This is a genomic window from Acinetobacter genomosp. 33YU (assembly GCF_001990725.1).
Taxonomy (GTDB): Bacteria; Pseudomonadota; Gammaproteobacteria; order Pseudomonadales; family Moraxellaceae; genus Acinetobacter; species Acinetobacter seifertii.
This window is the reverse complement of sequence record NZ_LFZQ01000007.1, coordinates 262,914-278,914: the sequence shown is the minus strand read 5'-3', so window position 1 is coordinate 278,914 and position 16,001 is coordinate 262,914. Positions and strand designations below refer to the sequence as shown.

Annotated in this window: 16 protein-coding genes; 11 read left to right on the top strand and 5 right to left on the bottom strand. The window is 36.9% G+C overall.

Features of this window, described 5'->3' with window-relative positions; all coding sequences use genetic code 11:
• Nucleotide 1 precedes the first annotated feature (1 nt).
• The 3 genes from cpaB (at nucleotide 2) to AC056_RS08865 (ending at nucleotide 5,422) form a co-directional block, all read left to right on the top strand.
• On the top strand, nucleotides 2-634 hold the full coding sequence (cpaB, locus tag AC056_RS08875) for a metalloprotease secretion chaperone CpaB (protein WP_077163383.1): 633 nt from the start codon (nucleotides 2-4) through the stop codon (nucleotides 632-634).
• 123 nt (nucleotides 635-757) lie between these two features.
• Entirely contained in the window at nucleotides 758-2,869 is a 2,112-nt protein-coding gene (locus AC056_RS08870; protein WP_077163382.1) for a DNA polymerase III subunit gamma/tau, read from the top strand.
• 324 nt (nucleotides 2,870-3,193) lie between these two features.
• On the top strand, nucleotides 3,194-5,422 hold the full coding sequence (locus AC056_RS08865) for a phosphocholine-specific phospholipase C (RefSeq protein WP_077163381.1): 2,229 nt from the start codon (nucleotides 3,194-3,196) through the stop codon (nucleotides 5,420-5,422).
• A 47-nt stretch (nucleotides 5,423-5,469) separates the two neighbouring features.
• Here the strand turns inward: AC056_RS08865 and AC056_RS08860 are convergent, their stop codons facing one another.
• Together AC056_RS08860 and AC056_RS08855 are read right to left on the bottom strand one after the other, a co-directional pair.
• A complete protein-coding gene (locus AC056_RS08860) occupies nucleotides 5,470-5,904 on the bottom strand; it encodes an acyl-CoA thioesterase (protein ID WP_077163380.1) in 435 nt (144 codons plus the stop codon).
• On the bottom strand, nucleotides 5,904-7,061 hold the full coding sequence (locus tag AC056_RS08855; RefSeq protein ID WP_077163379.1) for an iron-containing alcohol dehydrogenase: 1,158 nt from the start codon (nucleotides 7,059-7,061) through the stop codon (nucleotides 5,904-5,906). The genes AC056_RS08860 and AC056_RS08855 overlap by 1 nt, the downstream gene beginning before the upstream one ends.
• Before the next feature lie 303 nt (nucleotides 7,062-7,364).
• Between AC056_RS08855 and AC056_RS08850 the strand changes: the two genes are divergently transcribed.
• The 3 genes from AC056_RS08850 (at nucleotide 7,365) to AC056_RS08840 (ending at nucleotide 9,129) form a co-directional block, all read left to right on the top strand.
• Nucleotides 7,365-7,724, top strand: coding sequence for a YcgJ family protein (locus tag AC056_RS08850; RefSeq protein WP_213033481.1), 360 nt, complete (start codon nucleotides 7,365-7,367; stop codon nucleotides 7,722-7,724).
• 399 nt (nucleotides 7,725-8,123) lie between these two features.
• Entirely contained in the window at nucleotides 8,124-8,354 is a 231-nt protein-coding gene (locus tag AC056_RS19860) for a hypothetical protein (protein WP_139344641.1), read from the top strand.
• Nucleotides 8,355-8,586: 232 nt separating this feature from the next.
• Nucleotides 8,587-9,129, top strand: a complete 543-nt coding sequence (locus AC056_RS08840) for a cysteine hydrolase family protein (protein WP_077163377.1) — start codon at nucleotides 8,587-8,589, stop codon at nucleotides 9,127-9,129.
• A 261-nt stretch (nucleotides 9,130-9,390) separates the two neighbouring features.
• On the opposite strand, the gene AC056_RS08835 is transcribed toward AC056_RS08840, so the two are convergent.
• Nucleotides 9,391-9,858: a winged helix-turn-helix transcriptional regulator gene (locus AC056_RS08835; protein WP_077163376.1), complete on the bottom strand. Its 468-nt coding sequence runs from the start codon at nucleotides 9,856-9,858 to the stop codon at nucleotides 9,391-9,393.
• Between the two features lie 62 nt (nucleotides 9,859-9,920).
• Here AC056_RS08835 and AC056_RS08830 point away from each other — a divergent pair, with 62 nt between their 5' ends.
• From AC056_RS08830 to AC056_RS08810, 5 genes are all read left to right on the top strand, one after another.
• Nucleotides 9,921-10,148: a tautomerase family protein gene (locus AC056_RS08830; protein WP_077163375.1), complete on the top strand. Its 228-nt coding sequence runs from the start codon at nucleotides 9,921-9,923 to the stop codon at nucleotides 10,146-10,148.
• Nucleotides 10,149-10,449: 301 nt separating this feature from the next.
• Nucleotides 10,450-10,953 (top strand): low molecular weight protein-tyrosine-phosphatase, encoded by a 504-nt coding sequence (locus AC056_RS08825; RefSeq protein WP_004701092.1) that lies wholly within the window; start codon nucleotides 10,450-10,452, stop codon nucleotides 10,951-10,953.
• Between the two features lie 19 nt (nucleotides 10,954-10,972).
• Nucleotides 10,973-12,007, top strand: coding sequence for a UDP-N-acetylmuramate dehydrogenase (gene murB / locus AC056_RS08820; protein WP_077163374.1), 1,035 nt, complete (start codon nucleotides 10,973-10,975; stop codon nucleotides 12,005-12,007).
• Nucleotides 12,008-12,011: 4 nt separating this feature from the next.
• A complete protein-coding gene (locus AC056_RS08815; RefSeq protein WP_077163373.1) occupies nucleotides 12,012-13,142 on the top strand; it encodes a YdcF family protein in 1,131 nt (376 codons plus the stop codon).
• Entirely contained in the window at nucleotides 13,142-14,170 is a 1,029-nt protein-coding gene (locus tag AC056_RS08810; protein WP_004701095.1) for an alpha/beta hydrolase, read from the top strand. The genes AC056_RS08815 and AC056_RS08810 overlap by 1 nt, the downstream gene beginning before the upstream one ends.
• Before the next feature lie 60 nt (nucleotides 14,171-14,230).
• On the opposite strand, the gene AC056_RS08805 is transcribed toward AC056_RS08810, so the two are convergent.
• Both AC056_RS08805 and AC056_RS08800 read right to left on the bottom strand, forming a co-directional pair.
• A complete protein-coding gene (locus AC056_RS08805) occupies nucleotides 14,231-14,734 on the bottom strand; it encodes a hypothetical protein (protein WP_077163460.1) in 504 nt (167 codons plus the stop codon).
• 61 nt (nucleotides 14,735-14,795) lie between these two features.
• Nucleotides 14,796-15,851: a linear amide C-N hydrolase gene (locus tag AC056_RS08800; RefSeq protein ID WP_077163372.1), complete on the bottom strand. Its 1,056-nt coding sequence runs from the start codon at nucleotides 15,849-15,851 to the stop codon at nucleotides 14,796-14,798.
• Nucleotides 15,852-16,001: the final 150 nt, after the last annotated feature.

Here is a 16,001-nt window from a genome sequence, read left to right as displayed (position 1 = left end):
AATGAACAAAAATAAATTGTTAATAGGAACTGCTATCGCTTGTGTGGCGTTAGCAGTTTTAATCTGGTTTGCCTTTTCACAGCAAAGTTCTTCTGCTTTAACGTCGCCTTTAGAAGGTCGGCAAGAGGCTGGGACAAAAGTAGCAGATAATCAAAATGGTTTGGTCCGTCAAAATATGCTGAATTTGAGCCCGTCAGAAAAGGAAAAATTGTCTAGGCAACAGATTGTTTTTAATGAAATAGAAAAAGATCAGCTTCCTTCTAATGTTAATTTTCCGCTACTTAAAAATGCGAAAGGTATGGTCATTAAATATGATCCAAATGTGATTGAGCTTAAAAAAGTGGGCGACACTGTTAAGTTTCAAATGTTGGAATATGGCATTAATCGCACAGGAAAAATTGTAGAGATTGAACCTATTGATCAAGATATTGTTCGATGGACTGGAAAATTTGACCAAGGCGATCCAAATCAGGATTTCTTTACTATTACTCAAAGTCAAAAAGACCATTATACGATCATGCAGATTTTTACCGAGAAAGGAAATTATTCGGCTGAAATTAAGGATGGTGTAGGGCTGGTCCAAACCATGGATGAAGGTGTAACTGATCAAGAGCTTCATCATGATCATCCTTAGGCAAATAAATGGTTCTGGTATAGAAAAGAAGCCAGTTCGCAGTTTATCTGTACGGATATGAGCTTTATGCGTTCACACTCTTTTAAAAACAAAGTATGCTTATGCCTGTAACAAGGAGCATACATGTATCAAGTACTTGCTAGAAAATACCGTCCACGTAATTTCAATGAGTTAGTGGGGCAAAACCATGTTTCTCGTGCATTAAGTAGTGCATTGGAACGCGGTCGTCTTCACCATGCTTATTTATTTACAGGAACGCGTGGTGTAGGTAAAACTACAATTGCACGTATTTTAGCCAAGTGTTTGAACTGCGAAACGGGTGTGACTTCTACACCATGTGAAGTCTGTGCAACGTGTAAAGCGGTAAATGAAGGCCGTTTCATTGACCTGATTGAAATCGATGCTGCTTCAAGAACAAAAGTAGAAGATACACGTGAACTTTTAGACAACGTTCCTTATGCGCCAACGCAAGGTCGTTTTAAAGTTTACCTGATTGACGAAGTACATATGCTTTCTACGCATTCTTTTAATGCGTTATTAAAAACACTAGAAGAACCACCAGAACACGTTAAGTTTCTGTTTGCTACGACGGATCCACAAAAGCTACCGATTACGGTTATTTCACGTTGTTTGCAATTTACTCTACGACCTTTAGCTGTAGATGAAATTACCAAGCACCTTGGCGCTATTCTTGAAAAAGAGCAAATTACTGCTGATCAAGATGCAATTTGGCAAATTGCTGAATCTGCCCAAGGTTCACTGCGTGATGCATTATCTTTAACTGACCAAGCCATTGCTTATGGTCAGGGTGCGGTACATCACCAAGATGTTAAAGAAATGCTAGGCTTGATTGACCGTACGATCATTTATGATTTGATTTTAGCGGTTCATCAAAACCAACGTGAAAAAGTGAGTCAGCTTTTATTACAATTTAGACATCAAGCGCTAGATGTTTCACTTGTGCTTGATCAGTTGATTTCGACATTGCATGAATTGGCAATTTTGCAATATCTACCTGATTTGAGTTTGAAATATAGCGATGAAATTAATCGCAAAATCATGCAACTGTCTAAGCTAATTTCTGCTCAAGATTTACAGCTTTATTACCAAATCGCATGTAAAGGTCGTTCAGACTTGCAACTTGCCGTGACGCAAGAGCAAGGTTTTGAAATGTGTATTTTACGCTTATTGGCTTTCCGTCCTTTAGCACCTAATGAAATTTTAGTTTCAGAGCCTGTTCAACAAAATAGACAAGCAGAAGTAGATTTAAATTCGCAAGCTCAGCAAACAGCTCAAGAGATTGCTCCTATAAGTACTGTTCAGCCGGTTGAAGTTATTAATCAACCCGTTATGGTTGAACCTGAACCTGAACCTGAACCTGAACCTGAACCTGAACCTGAACCTGAACCTGAACCTGAACCTGAACCTGAACCTGAACCTGAACCTCAGTCTAATCAGGATTTAATGGTATTTGATCCAAATCATCATGAGCTGATTGGGCTTGAGTCAGCAGTTGTTCAAGAAACAATTAGTGTTCTGGAAGAGGATTTCATTCCGGTACCAGAACAAAAGTCAGTACAACAGGTTGAAACTCAGGCCAAACAAATTGAACCTGAGCCAACTTTTACGGCTGAGCCGCAAGGTTTATTTGAAGAATCTAGCGCTGCTGAATTTTCTCTTGGTCAGGATGCGCCTTTAACTCATGACTTGGTTTCTGAACCTATTATTGAGCAGCAACCATGGGTGCAACCCGAAGTGGTTCTTGAAACTGCTACAGCTGTAGAAGAATCTAGCGCAACTGATAACGGGCAGTTGATGCCTCAGGATATTTTGAAGCTTTCTGCTCAAGTCTTAGAAGGTGAGTGGACACTTGAAAAATGGGAATACTGGTTTAGAAACAGCCAGCTTTCTCCAGCCGTTCAAGAACTTGCTCAACATGGTGTAATGACTGGAGAAATTGGAGGCAATACGATTTTCCATATTCCTCAAGAATATGAAAATATGTTGACCCAATTACAACAAGGCCTCATTGATGCTTTAAAACAACAGTGGCCAAATACACAATTTACGGTTGAGTATGGTTCAGTTAATACATCTACACCTTATGTCATGCAAAGCATTCGTAAAGAAAAAGCTTTCCATAGAGCGACAGAGCTATTACAGCAACAACCCGTTATAAAAAGCCTGATTGATACTTTTGATGGCGAACTCCAAAATATTCAATTAAAGCCTTAAATTTACATAAATTTTGATCTGGTGAGAAATGTGGAAATAATAGAATTTTCATATTTTTCATTGGATTGAAATATTCAAGTCACGCCACTGTCATTGTACTTTTCTATGTTAGCCATTTTAGATTTTAAATGGACTATATATCGTCATGAAAAGGCAATGCACAGGAACACCTTCCTTTAAATATTCTTATTTTTTATTGATCGGCGCCATTCTGCTGAGTGGTTGTAACGACTCATCAAATGATAATTCAAATACACCAGAGACAGGTAAAAAGCCTGTAATGCGCTGTGCTCCTTAAACTTAAATAATAAAAAGAACCTGATCATGATTACACGTCGTAAATTTTTAAATTACTCTTTAAATATGGGTTTTGGTGCTGCGGCATTGGCAGCTTTTCCATCTAGTATTCAAAAGGCTTTAGCAATTCCTGCAAATAATAAAACGGGTACCATTCAAGATGTTGAGCACGTTATTATTTTAATGCAGGAAAATCGATCTTTTGATCATTACTTTGGGACGTTAAAAGGTGTTCGAGGTTTCGCTGACCGCTTTACAATTCCTATGCCAAATGGTCGTAAGGTTTGGGAACAGCTTAGACGCAATGGGCAAGTTTTAACGCCTTTCCATTTAGACGGTACAGCCAACAATGCACAGCGTGCAGATGGCACACCGCATACATGGAACGATAGTCAGTTGGCTTGGGACAATGGCCGTATGGCGAACTGGCCAACTTATAAGACCGACATATCTATGGGTTATTTTAAAGAAAAAGAAATTCCATATCAGTTTGCGCTTGCTAATGCCTTTACGATTTGTGATGCCTACCATTGTTCTATGCACACCGGAACAGATGCGAACCGATCTTTTCATTTAACTGGAACTAATGGGGCAACACCGACCAAACGTTCATTTGTAAATAACGAATGGGACTGGATTGATGGTAATCCCGCTACGGCAGATCGTGGTTACACATGGAAGACCTATGCTGAGCGTTTAGAAGAAGCAGGGGTAAGCTGGATTTGTTATCAAAATATGCCGGATGAATGGGGCGATAATATGCTTGGCGCATTTCGTTCCTTTAGAAAGGCAAACATTGCTTCTGGCTACCCAGTTGCAAGTGGTGGCGAACCGAATAAACCGTATGCCGATACGGGCCAAAAACTACCGTATAAAGCCTATGATGCGGCTACCGATAATGCCAAAAATCCACTCTATAAAGGCATTGCAAATACACTACCAGGCAATAAACCCGAAGAGTACCTTGACGCTTTTAAAAGAGACATTCGTGAGGGTAAATTACCGCAAGTCTCTTGGATTAATGCGCCATCAATTTACTGTGAACATCCAGATCCTTCAAGCCCAGTTCAAGGGGCTTGGTTTATTCAAGAAATTATTGATGCATTAACTGCTGTGCCAGAAGTCTGGAGTAAAACAGCACTGCTTATTAACTTCGATGAAAATGATGGTTACTTTGACCATGTACCGTCACCATCTGCGCCATCACGACTTGCAAATGGTCAGTATGCTGGCAAATCGACATTAAGTAGTGCCGATATGCAGGATGAATATTTTGACCACGCTGCGCCTGAAGGAAGCCATTCTCAGCCTACACCTGATGGTCGTGTTTATGGTCCGGGCCCGCGTGTTCCTTTATATGTGATTTCTCCGTGGAGCCGTGGTGGTTGGGTAAACTCGCAAGTGTTTGACCATACGTCCGTGCTCATGTTTTTAGAAAAACGTTTCGGTGTCAAAGAGCCGAATATTAGTGCGTACCGCCGTGCAGTGTGTGGTGATTTGACCAGTGCATTTAACTTTAAAACACCAAATGCAGATGCTTTACCGCAGCTTGATGGTAAACAAACACGTGTGCAGGCAGATGCATTAAGAGAAAATCAAGAAGCCTTGCCCGCTGTTCCTGTACCTACGGATATTAAGTTACCGATTCAGCAAAGTGGCATACGTTTGTCGCGTGCGCTACCTTACGAATTGCATACCAGTGCACGCTGTAAAGCGGATGGTAAGGTACAATTAATATTCTCTAATACAGGTACGCAAGCTGCGGTTTTTCATGTTTATGACAAGCTCAACCTAGACCGTATTCCAAAGCGTTATATTGTCGAGCCGAATAAAACTTTAGATGATGAATGGGATGCTTTAAAAGATAACCTAGGTCGTTATGATCTATGGGTACTTGGTCCAAATGGCTATCATCGTCACTTCAAAGGAGATACTCAACGCATTGTTGATAGTGGCGTTAAACCTGAAGTTCGCGTCTGTTATGACATTGCCAATGGTGATGTTTATGTCGAACTTATGAATGAAGGAACCAAGGATGCAATATTGACGGTAAAACCTTGTGCATATCGACAAGATGCGCCGTTACAACTTACCGTAAAAACGGGACAGGTTGTTAAACAACATTGGGCTTTGGCTGACGTCGGGCATTGGTATGATTTTGAAGTAACTAGTCAGAGTAATCCGTATTATTATCGACGTTTTGCTGGTCGGGTCGAAACGGGTGAAGACTCTTTTAGTGACCCTGCAATGATGTAATTTTAGGTGGGCAAAAAGAACAGATCATTTTCTTTTTGCCCCATTTTTTATAATAAATAACTTTTTAAAACTTCACGAACTGACTCAGAAATGGGCACAGTCTTACGCGTTTCACGATCAACAAACACATGCACAAAATGTCCTTGAGCTGAGGCTTGATCTTGACCTTGTTTAAAGATTGCCAATTCATAACGTAGTGAAGTCGTACCAATTTTACCAATCGCAACACCTACTTGAATAATTTCTGGAAATGACAACTCTTGAAAAAAGCTACATGCTGAATCAACCACTAAGCCAATTGATTTTGCTTCATGAATATCAAAACCTGTTTTTTGAATGAGTAAAGCATTGGCGGCTGTATCGAAGTAGCTATAGTAAGTCACATTATTCACATGACCGTAAATATCATTATCTGCCCAACGCGTTTGAATGTCTAAAAAGAACTTAAATTGATCTCGGTTTTTTAAAACTGGTTTAGTCATTAATGAATCGCCTGATAAATTGCCAAAGCAGCGGCTTCTGTCATGTCTCGTGGGTTATTTTGTAGTAAGCGAGTTTGCAACATGGCATCTTGAGCAAGCCGAGGTAAACTCGACTCATCAATACCCAAATCTCTAAGTTTTAAGGTCAAGCCACTACGGTCTAAGTGGTTTTGCATATGGTCAATGAACAGATCACACAAGCCATCAGTGCTGCCATTGCTATATGGGTCTAACCATTGCATAAGTTCCGCATAGTATTTTTTTGCATTCGGCGCATTAAATTTTAAAACTTCAACCAGAACTAAGGCATTGGTATGTCCATGCGATAAATGAAAATGCCCACCCAGTGGATAAGCTAAAGCATGTACCGCAGCAACAGGTGAATTAGCAAACGCTTGACCTGCCAGCATTGAACCGAACAGCATGTTTTGACGTGCTTCTAAATCATTACTATCTTTAAGAACTTTCGGTAAGTTATGGTTTAGTAGCTTCAAAGCATTCTTAGCTAAAATATCGGTATAAATATTTTTTTTATGTTTAGAGGTATATGCCTCAATGGCGTGTACCATCGCATCGATACCTGTTGCAGCGGTAATATGTGCTGGAAGGTTTTGAGTAAAAGTAGCATCAAGAATCGCAGTGTCGGCGTACAGTACTGGAGAGACAATCCCCATTTTTGTTGTCTCTCCAGTAGTCACAATTGAAATAGGTGTTACTTCTGAACCTGTACCCGCCGTCGTTGGAATTAAAATAAGCGGAAGGCGAGCTGTGGTGACTTGGTTTACGCCATACATGTCTTGCAAACTTTGAGTCTGGTCGGGGTGGGCGAGTAAAGCGATTACTTTTGCAACATCTAAAGAACTACCACCACCAAAGCCAATAATGGCATCTACATTTTGCAGCTTTGCATAATTGGCTGCATCTAAGACCACTTGTTCTGGTGGGTCAGCCTGAACATCTGCATAAATGTCATATTCAATATTGAGCGTATCTAAAATTTGAAGAATGGGTAGATGTAATTGATTTTTGATCATGCCTGCATCGGTGACTAGCAATAACTTACGGTAAGTTTTTGAAGACAAAACATTTTGTAATTCTTGTATAGAACCTAAGCCAGAAATGATATTTGGAACGGTTTGAAACTGAAAATGGCTCATATACGTTATTTCCTTATTCTTGAACATTATTGTTGAATGGTTCTATAAGATTCAATCTTTAAATAACTTAGCACAGGACACCTTAAAATAAAGTAGTTCTAGGGCAATTATGTTGGGTGTTAGATGACATAAACACTATTGTTATCTGTTTGGGATCGAGACGGATGTGCAGATGATGCATAAGTTATTTAAAAAGGCATTGAATGGTGGGCTTTTTGTTATTTATAGGCTGGTAGAGATTTTCTGGCAAGCTTCTAATTTATATAATGCCTTAACAATTAATAATTTTATTCGGTTCTAAAAATGAAAATTTCTAAAACTTTACTTAGTATCATTGGATGTAGTTGCTTCATGTTTAGCTCAGTAGCGATAGCAAAAAACAACTCTGGTGTATTTTCACCTCAAAAGGGTGTAATTTGTGACAAATACATATGCGCAGACAAAAAAGGTATCTCAAAAAAACTTACAACTAAATACTTAGGTCCTTATAAGGCGAATAAGGCTTTCTCTCAAGGCGATTTTGATACTTCAGCATTTACACTCTCAAATGGTGTGTTCTGTGATACCAAAACAAAACTATGTCATGTCGATCGATACTTTGAAAATGGACATCGTAGTAAAATTGATAGAAATACGACTGATAAGTTATTTAAAAATAAATAAATTTTTTAAAAAATTATATAAAATTATAAATTGAAATAACCTCATAAAAGCAAATTTTTTACCATGTACCCTGCTAACTATCGACTAATGGTGGGGTTTCTTATTATTAAGTATTTCTGTAATATTAATTTAATAGTATAAGTTGTGAAAAGCCAAATAATTGATTTTATAAAGTAAAAGGGAGGAGTTCATTTTTTAATAGTTTGAATTAAATAATTATTTATCTTAATTCGCGTTGAGGTTGTATAGACGTTATTAAGTAGGAAATATGATCAAGTAACTGTTTCTTATTTGAGGTTTAAGCGTCTTTTCCATTAGGACTTTTTAATTAAAAGTGAAAATGGGTCTTTTTATTTTCAAGAAAAAGCATAATTGATTTGAGATGGGATTTTCATGTTGATGTATACAATTAGATATGTTCATCGGAACAATACTTACTATATCGCTTCAAATAGCGAGGGAAAATTTATTATTTTTGAATCACTTGATTCTGAGTTCCGAATGGGCCATCAAATTTCTTATGAGAATGGGACAATATTTAATTTGACACTAAATGACGAAACGGATGCAGTTATTAAGCTAGAGAGTAATGAAAAAGGAGCCTATGAGTACTTACATTCAATTAAGTAAATAAGCTTTGTTTTTTGAGAAAAAACTATGCTATGTTTATTTGCGCTTTAATGATGAGCAAGTTTAATTCATGAACTGTTTACTAAAAAAAATCAATACCACCACCACGACCTTCAGAAAAGGCTGCGTGTGATTTTTTATTAGAGCGACTTAATAAGATAACCAAACCCAGCCAATAATGGCTGGGTTTCTTTTTCTCTGCACATTATTGGTTTTTTTAAAGAGAAAGATTATGGATAAAAGTCATAACTCAAAATCAGCTTTACTTGTTATTGATATGCGAAATGGCCTATTCAATGCAGAGTCGAAACCTTGTAACCATCAACTCATACTTTCAAATATTCTTAAGCTGATAGAGCATCACCGATTGAATAACAGACCTATTATTTTTGTCCGTCATGTGGGCGACAAAAATACACCCTTAGATCCAGATAGTCCGAATACCCAACTAATAGCAGACTTATCTTTTAATTCAGATAAAGATTTTGTTATTGAGAAAACTTATCCGAGTAGCTTTAAGAATACGGACTTAAAAGAACTGTTAGAGAGACTTGATATTGAACAAATTATAGTAACTGGAATGAAAACTGAATATTGTATAGACATGACTATTAGAGCTGCTTCAGAGGCTGGATATAAAGTAATGGTAGCCTCCGATGCACACACTACATTTGATTCAATACATTTAAGTGCCCAATATATAATTGATCATCACAACCAAATTTTTAGGAATGCTTTTGCTAAGGTAAACACTACAGAGGAGCTTATCTTTTAGTTTTAATTTATAAATAAAATCGTAAAGATAAGTGCTCTTATAGGTGGTTGAATAGTCTTACAAGGATATGATTTAGCAAACTCGAAAGGTCTTTTTTATTTTTAAGTATTTCTGTAAGATCATGGAGTTGCTTTAAACAACAATAAACCTTAATGATCAGCGCAAAAGTCATAAGGGGAAGCCTACTTGAAAGAGTAGGCTTTTTTTATTTTTAATATGATAGCTTTCGAACTTGTATCACTGAACTTAAGATGTAGAAATTTATTTTTTAGAATGGATAAGTTTAAGTTCCAAATTATTCAAATCTATAACTTGATTAGATGAATCAACAAGTTTTAATTTCAGTTCTTCATCGGTACTTTTATCAAAAACTTTGACTACATCTTTACCTTCTTCAATAAAATTACCACCTGACTCAAGCATCGCGAGTAGAACAATATTTAGGCTTTTACCCTTTTTAGTGAGTAAATATTCTTTACGCTCTCGTACGCCAACTTCTTTATAAATTGATAGTTCGAATATTTCTAATCGGACAAGATGTTTGAGACGATCGGTTAAAACTTGCTTTGATATACCTGTATTTTCTAAAAAATCATTAAATTTCGTTACCCCATAGAAAGCTTCTCTTAATAATAAGATTGTCCATCTGTCATTCAATATTTCTGTAATTTTGACTATCCCACAGACGTCTACGGGAAATTTATGTTCTGGAATAAATTGATTTGACATTAGAGGAGGCTCCAATTAGGATGAGTCTTTAATTTAGACCTAGAGTTAATTCAGGTAGCATTATGCCATTTATAAATATACAAACTATAGAAGGTTTACTCGATAAAGACAGTAAGGCCGAACTTTTTAAACGCATAACAGACTTATTTGTAGAAATAGAAGGTAAAGGTAATCCTGCTTTTCGGGAACATGTCTGGATTCGTATTGATGAATATCCACCTGAGCAGTGGCAATTAGGTAGCTTAAGGCCAACGAAGGAAATGATCGAGTTAATGAGTTCAGAAAAATGATTTATCTAAAGCCCTATGAGTAGGGCTTTTATAATTGAATATGATTTTATTCAAAATATGATTGCTATCTCTAATTAAATTCAAAATAAAAGTTTAGCGAGTTTATCGCCTGATTTATCAACTTTTAATCTATTGATAAACATTATTTTCCTTTTCAACCCAACTGAGTTTTGACAAAATGCAACAGGACATTAGGGTCAAGAAAGACTTGGCCAGATTTGTAGCTTGTGGGAATTTTGCAATAACTTTGCAAGCAATCTGTTTATTTTTATGTAATTCAAATGTTTGGAACTAATTTCTAATGGAAACACAATATAAGGTTTTATGTGTCTGTTTAGGAAATATTTGCCGCTCACCCACCGCTGAAGTGGTTTTCAGACATTATTGTGATAAGCATCAACTCAATGTAATCGTCGATTCGGCTGGAACGAGTAATTATCATCCAAATAAAGCGCCTGATCAGCGTAGCCAAATGCATGCTAAAAAAAGAGGCTATGATTTGTCATCTTTACGTGCTAGACAACTTTCAACTCGAGATTTTTTAGATTTTGATTTGATTTTGGCAATGGATCATCAAAATTTTGAAGATATTCATGATTTGCTACAAAACGCTATATTTCAATTTGGCAGTCATCAAATTCGAGCAAAAATTGCATTAATGAGTGAGCATGATCCGCAATATCCAAAACAAGCTTTACCTGATCCTTATTATGGTGGTGAGGAAGGCTTTGAGCGTGTACTTGACCAATGTGAATCAAGTACTTTAGCGTGGGTTAATATTTTAAAAAAACAGTTGAATGTTTAGGAATAGGTTTTTCAATACAATGCAAATTCAAAATCAAGTACAGCTTAAGCCATTCAATACTTTAAGTTTAGATGTGACAGCATCTCATTACACTAAAATCACGTCTATCGAAGATATTAAAGCTGCTTTGGATTTTGCTAAACAGCATGAGTTAAACGTACTTGTTTTGTCTGGCGGTAGTAATATGTTGTTGCCGCAGCAGATTAATGCGCTAGTTATACATCTTGACATTCAAGGTATAGAAGTTTTATCTGAAAATCAGGATTTTGTTCAAGTTAAAGTAGGTGCAGGGCAGGTTTGGCACGATTTTGTTTTATATAGTACTAAGCAGAACTGGTATGGATTGCAAAATTTAGCACTTATTCCTGGATTAGTTGGTGCTTCACCAGTACAGAACATTGGTGCTTATGGCGTTGAAGTTGGTGAGTTCATTGAGTCAGTGCAAGTCTATGACCGACAGTTTAAAGAGATCAAATCAATTTTAGCAGCAGACTGTCATTTTTCTTATAGACATAGCATTTTTAAAGATGATCCGACACGCTACATCATTACGCATGTCACCTTTAAATTACCTAAGCAGCCTCATTTAAAGTTAAATTATGGTGATTTAAAGCAGGCAGTTGGAGACAATCTAACTGCTGAAAATTTACAAAATCAGGTTATTAACATTCGACAAAGTAAACTTCCTGATCCTAAAGAATATCCAAATGTAGGAAGTTTCTTTAAAAACCCAATAGTAAATGAGCAAGAATTTGAACGTTTAATCACACAATTTTCAACAATTCCACATTATCCTCAAGCTAACGGTAACGTTAAAATTGCAGCTGGTTGGTTAATTGATCAAGCAGGTTGGAAAGGTAAGCAGTTGGGTGTGGTGGGTATGTTTCACAAACAAGCATTGGTTTTGGTGAATTATGCCAATGCATCTCTTGCTGATGTGAAGAAAACTTATCAGGCTGTACAGCATGATGTTGATCAGCATTTCCATGTTATGTTAGAACCTGAACCTGTGCTTTATAACAGTTTAGGTTTAATTGAAAATCATACGGAATAGTTTTATGCCAAAAGTACATTTAATGGTACGTTTTGTACAAGTAGTCACTGTGCTATTTGTACTATTAGGCTGTTTCGTAGTTTTTTTATATTCACCATTTTATTCAAAACTTATTGTAGCTGGGCTTAACTATTTTGTGCCTGTAGATGTGAATGAAGTGGCTGCGGAAAGCCAGAGAAAAGCTGCCTTAAGTGAACATGATAACTTAGAGCCAGGTTCAAATTTATGGATTGCTCGTCAAGCTTATTTAAAGTTGACCGAAGATGCTTTACGTGAGAAAAAAGCAGCAGATTTGGGCTACATACAAGAAAACTATAAAGCTTTGCAGCAAATTATTCTTTTAGAAGAAAAAGAACAAGAAATAGAAGAAGAGCAAGAAACTTCAGCTGTAAGTGTTCCTTTAGTTGCTAAAAACTCAGAAATAGATGCAGCTGATGAAACAAGTGGTCCTATTGATGAAGCACTTTTTATTAACAGCTCAGAAAATAAAGCGCTTACAGAACAATACACAGAGTTTTTGGCAAGAAAACCTGTATTACCCGAGCATCAAAAAGCGGTAAGCGAGCCTGAGCAGAAAGTTGAAGATGTCAGTAAAAATCCACTTCAACCTCAGCCCAAAAAACTGTCAGAACCTTACGCAATTGTGGTGTTAGGTGGTGGTTTAACTTTAGATAAAAATGGCAAAGACATTGTAGTTAATAGTTATACACGTTTAAGACTGGAAAAAACGTTAGAAGTTGAGCAACAAAATGACCTACCGATTGTGTTGAGTGGTGTTGAGGCACCTTATATGCAGGCATGGCTAAAAAAGCGTGGGGTCGATGCAAAGTTATTAGAACAAAAAAGTATGAATACTTGTGAAAATACTCGTTTTAGTTCGTTACTGCTTCAAAAGAAAGGTGGTGCTCCTACGGTAATGTTAGTCACAGATGAATATCATATGCCGCGTACACGTCGCTTATTTGCTTTGAATGGTATCGAAACGATTCCTGTTATTGCCCCAATGCCAACAGCACTTACACGTTGGCAACCGAGTGTACAAAACTACGATCATAGTCGTCGTGCAAATTATGAATTACTTGCGACAATTCGTGACATGCTATTTGGTTCAAGTGATTGTCGAGAGGTGCCTTAATGTCTGAGATCCCATTTCTCAATCCTGCCGTATTAAAACAATTAGATTTACCGGTGCCTAACCGTGATCTCACTCCGCAAGTTTTAAGTCCTCTTAATTTAAATACATTAGAAGAACCTTCTCGTGAACTTTTAGCATATCGAAAATTATACGGTTTACATTTACTCGACTGTGATCACTGGCAAGGCTATGTCCAAATGCCTTTATTCCGTCTACATGTTCAAGTTTTTAAGCCTAAATTAGACAAAGTACAAGGAACTGTCTGTTTATTACATGGTTATCTTGAACATAGTGGAATATATCAGCCGATTATTCGTGAAATACTTGAACAGGGTTTTAGTGTAATTACCTATGACTTACCTGGTCATGGTTTAAGTAATGGTTCACCAGCAAGTATTCAAAATTTTGATCATTACCAACAGGTTCTGATGGCTGTTTATCGATATGTTAAACACGCAGATCAGTTACCTAAGCCTTGGGTAGGAATAGGTCAAAGTACGGGTGGTGCAATTTGGATGCATCATTTGCTTGAGTATGCAGAAAAACGCCAAGATCCAATTGTTGATAGAGTTTTATTACTTTCACCTTTAATTCGCCCAGCTAAAACAGCATGGTGGCATAATCCAGTGGGACTTGGCATTATTCGCCGCATTAAACGCCAAGTACCAAGACACTTTAGACGTAATAATCATAATCCTGAATTCTTACGTTTTATTCGTTTAAAAGATCCATTGCAGCCACGCATGATGGGTATGGACTGGATTTTGGCAATGTCGAAATGGATGCAGGAAATGGAAGAACGACCTGCTTGTCGTATTCCTGTCTGGTTGGCGCAAGGTGCATTAGATCAAACAGTAGATTGGCGTTATAACATTGAGTTTATTCGCCGTAAGTTTAGGCTTCAAACCTTATTAATGCTTGAAGAGGGGTCTCATCAATTAATTAATGAGCGTGCAGATATACGTGCAGCTTTAACAGGTTTGATTCCAGCCTTTTTGCATGCAAAGCCAAAGCATTTTTATTATTAAAAAAGTAATGCACTCAATCTAGTCAATAGATTGAGTGCATCAGTTAATTAAATCAGATGATTATTTTAAACTCTGATAAAGCTCAACGAAGTTTTTATAGACCGAAGATTGTTTCTGCGGAGAATACATATTGCGCTCAATAATACCTTTGTCAGTTTTAACTAGAACATTAATGTTTTGAGCATTTTTAAATTCCTGTAAGAATTGACTTGGAATAATAAAGTAAGTTGTCGAGTGCTTAGGAACAAGTCGACTAACATTCGTTTTCTCAGTAGCTTGAGCTGGTTTATAACTAAACTGCTTTCCATCGATATCAAATACTAACGAATTAATATCATAGAAGTTGTAACTGCTACTTAAATGAACATCTACACGAACTTGATTTTTCTGTTTTTCATTCCATTTAACCAGTAAGCTTGGACAAAGTTCTGTAGGTAAGCAATTAAGCTGACCAGCTGTTTTTAGCTCAGATGTTGCTGTCGTGGTATTAGACTTATACGAGGTTGTGCTACAAGCTGCTGTAAGTAAACAAGTACCTAATAAAAATAGGGCTTTTTTCATAATGTAATTCCAAGAAAGCACGTTTAATGTTATTTATCTTAAAGATGATAAATTTTACCCCTCATTAAAAAGTTTTTGGACTTAAAAAAGCAAATGGTTTCGTAACTTTAAATTCAGATGTCGCGTCACCCGCATAGATATGGCTCTGCTCAGGTCCAAGATCAAGTCTTCGCGTTTTACCGTCTTTAAAATTTATTTTCTTTAAGTCAACCCAAAATACATTTGGTGATAAGGCTGACTCAAAAAAATAAAGCATCTGTTTATGGTCTGCAACAGTTCTCCAGCGAGTCGATGAAATATTAGGCTCTTCTTGTGTGTTTAAACCGTATGGAACCGATGCATTACGAATCACGCTAAATACAGAAGCCTGTGCTTGTTTCATATCATCATTTTTAGGAATTGCATTGATATAGAATGAAGCGCGAGCAAAACGGTCAGAAGCTCGGTTTGTACCAGGAAGCATAACGGTACCACCAATTTGTTTCCAATATTCTGCCAATGCCAATTGTTTATCAAAAGTAGGTGAGTTAGTCATGATTTGATAACTTCGGCTGTGGTGAATAACTTGTTTGCCACCAATGTATTCAATAATTGCGCTATCACCTGTTTTATCTGAAATAGATAAATGTAGTGTCGTTAATCTCGTTTCACCTGGAACGCTATCTGTCACAATTGTATAAGGTTCTTTCTCAAGCGCTTTCACAGCCTCATCTACAGTTGCGAAATTATCAAGAACATATTGTGCCCAAGCGGCAATACTTAACAGTGGTTTATTTGATTTTTTTACATCAGGATATTGAGATTCAACTAGCCATAAGACATTTGCAACTAAACCAGCTTCATTCATTCCATCAGTCGTAGAGACTTCGTAACCGGTTGCAATAACGCTGCCATACTTAGAAGTCCATTTTATTGATTTAGATCCTGCACTTCCATCGCGGGCAACACCACTTGGCAAAATCCATAAATTCGTACCCGTATCAACCTTCCAGTCCATCGAGCGGGCAGTAATAACATGTTGATTATTGCCTAAATAAACTGCACGTGTACAAGCAACTGCATAGCTACTTAACCCTACAGCCAATGCGACAAAAGATGAAATGAATGTTTTCTTTAACATGAGAATACACCTTCTTGTTATAACAATTTGAGGATATTTATTTAATAAAATTAAAGCATGTATATTATTTATACTTTAATAGTAGGTGAAAAATACATTAAATACAAACTAAAATAAGAAACTAATTTAAGTAGAAATTACATATAAGTT

Coding starts and splice junctions, on each gene's coding strand:
- AC056_RS08840 (WP_077163377.1), top strand. CDS start 8,587: ATGGATAAAAGTCATAACTCAAAATCAGCTTTACTTGTTATTGATATG.
- AC056_RS08855 (WP_077163379.1), bottom strand. CDS start 7,061: ATGAGCCATTTTCAGTTTCAAACCGTTCCAAATATCATTTCTGGCTTA.
- AC056_RS19860 (WP_139344641.1), top strand. CDS start 8,124: ATGTATACAATTAGATATGTTCATCGGAACAATACTTACTATATCGCT.
- AC056_RS08815 (WP_077163373.1), top strand. CDS start 12,012: ATGCCAAAAGTACATTTAATGGTACGTTTTGTACAAGTAGTCACTGTG.
- AC056_RS08865 (WP_077163381.1), top strand. CDS start 3,194: ATGATTACACGTCGTAAATTTTTAAATTACTCTTTAAATATGGGTTTT.
- AC056_RS08825 (WP_004701092.1), top strand. CDS start 10,450: ATGGAAACACAATATAAGGTTTTATGTGTCTGTTTAGGAAATATTTGC.
- AC056_RS08835 (WP_077163376.1), bottom strand. CDS start 9,858: ATGTCAAATCAATTTATTCCAGAACATAAATTTCCCGTAGACGTCTGT.
- AC056_RS08860 (WP_077163380.1), bottom strand. CDS start 5,904: ATGACTAAACCAGTTTTAAAAAACCGAGATCAATTTAAGTTCTTTTTA.
- AC056_RS08800 (WP_077163372.1), bottom strand. CDS start 15,851: ATGTTAAAGAAAACATTCATTTCATCTTTTGTCGCATTGGCTGTAGGG.
- AC056_RS08850 (WP_213033481.1), top strand. CDS start 7,365: ATGAAAATTTCTAAAACTTTACTTAGTATCATTGGATGTAGTTGCTTC.
- cpaB (WP_077163383.1), top strand. CDS start 2: ATGAACAAAAATAAATTGTTAATAGGAACTGCTATCGCTTGTGTGGCG.
- murB (WP_077163374.1), top strand. CDS start 10,973: ATGCAAATTCAAAATCAAGTACAGCTTAAGCCATTCAATACTTTAAGT.
- AC056_RS08870 (WP_077163382.1), top strand. CDS start 758: ATGTATCAAGTACTTGCTAGAAAATACCGTCCACGTAATTTCAATGAG.
- AC056_RS08830 (WP_077163375.1), top strand. CDS start 9,921: ATGCCATTTATAAATATACAAACTATAGAAGGTTTACTCGATAAAGAC.
- AC056_RS08810 (WP_004701095.1), top strand. CDS start 13,142: ATGTCTGAGATCCCATTTCTCAATCCTGCCGTATTAAAACAATTAGAT.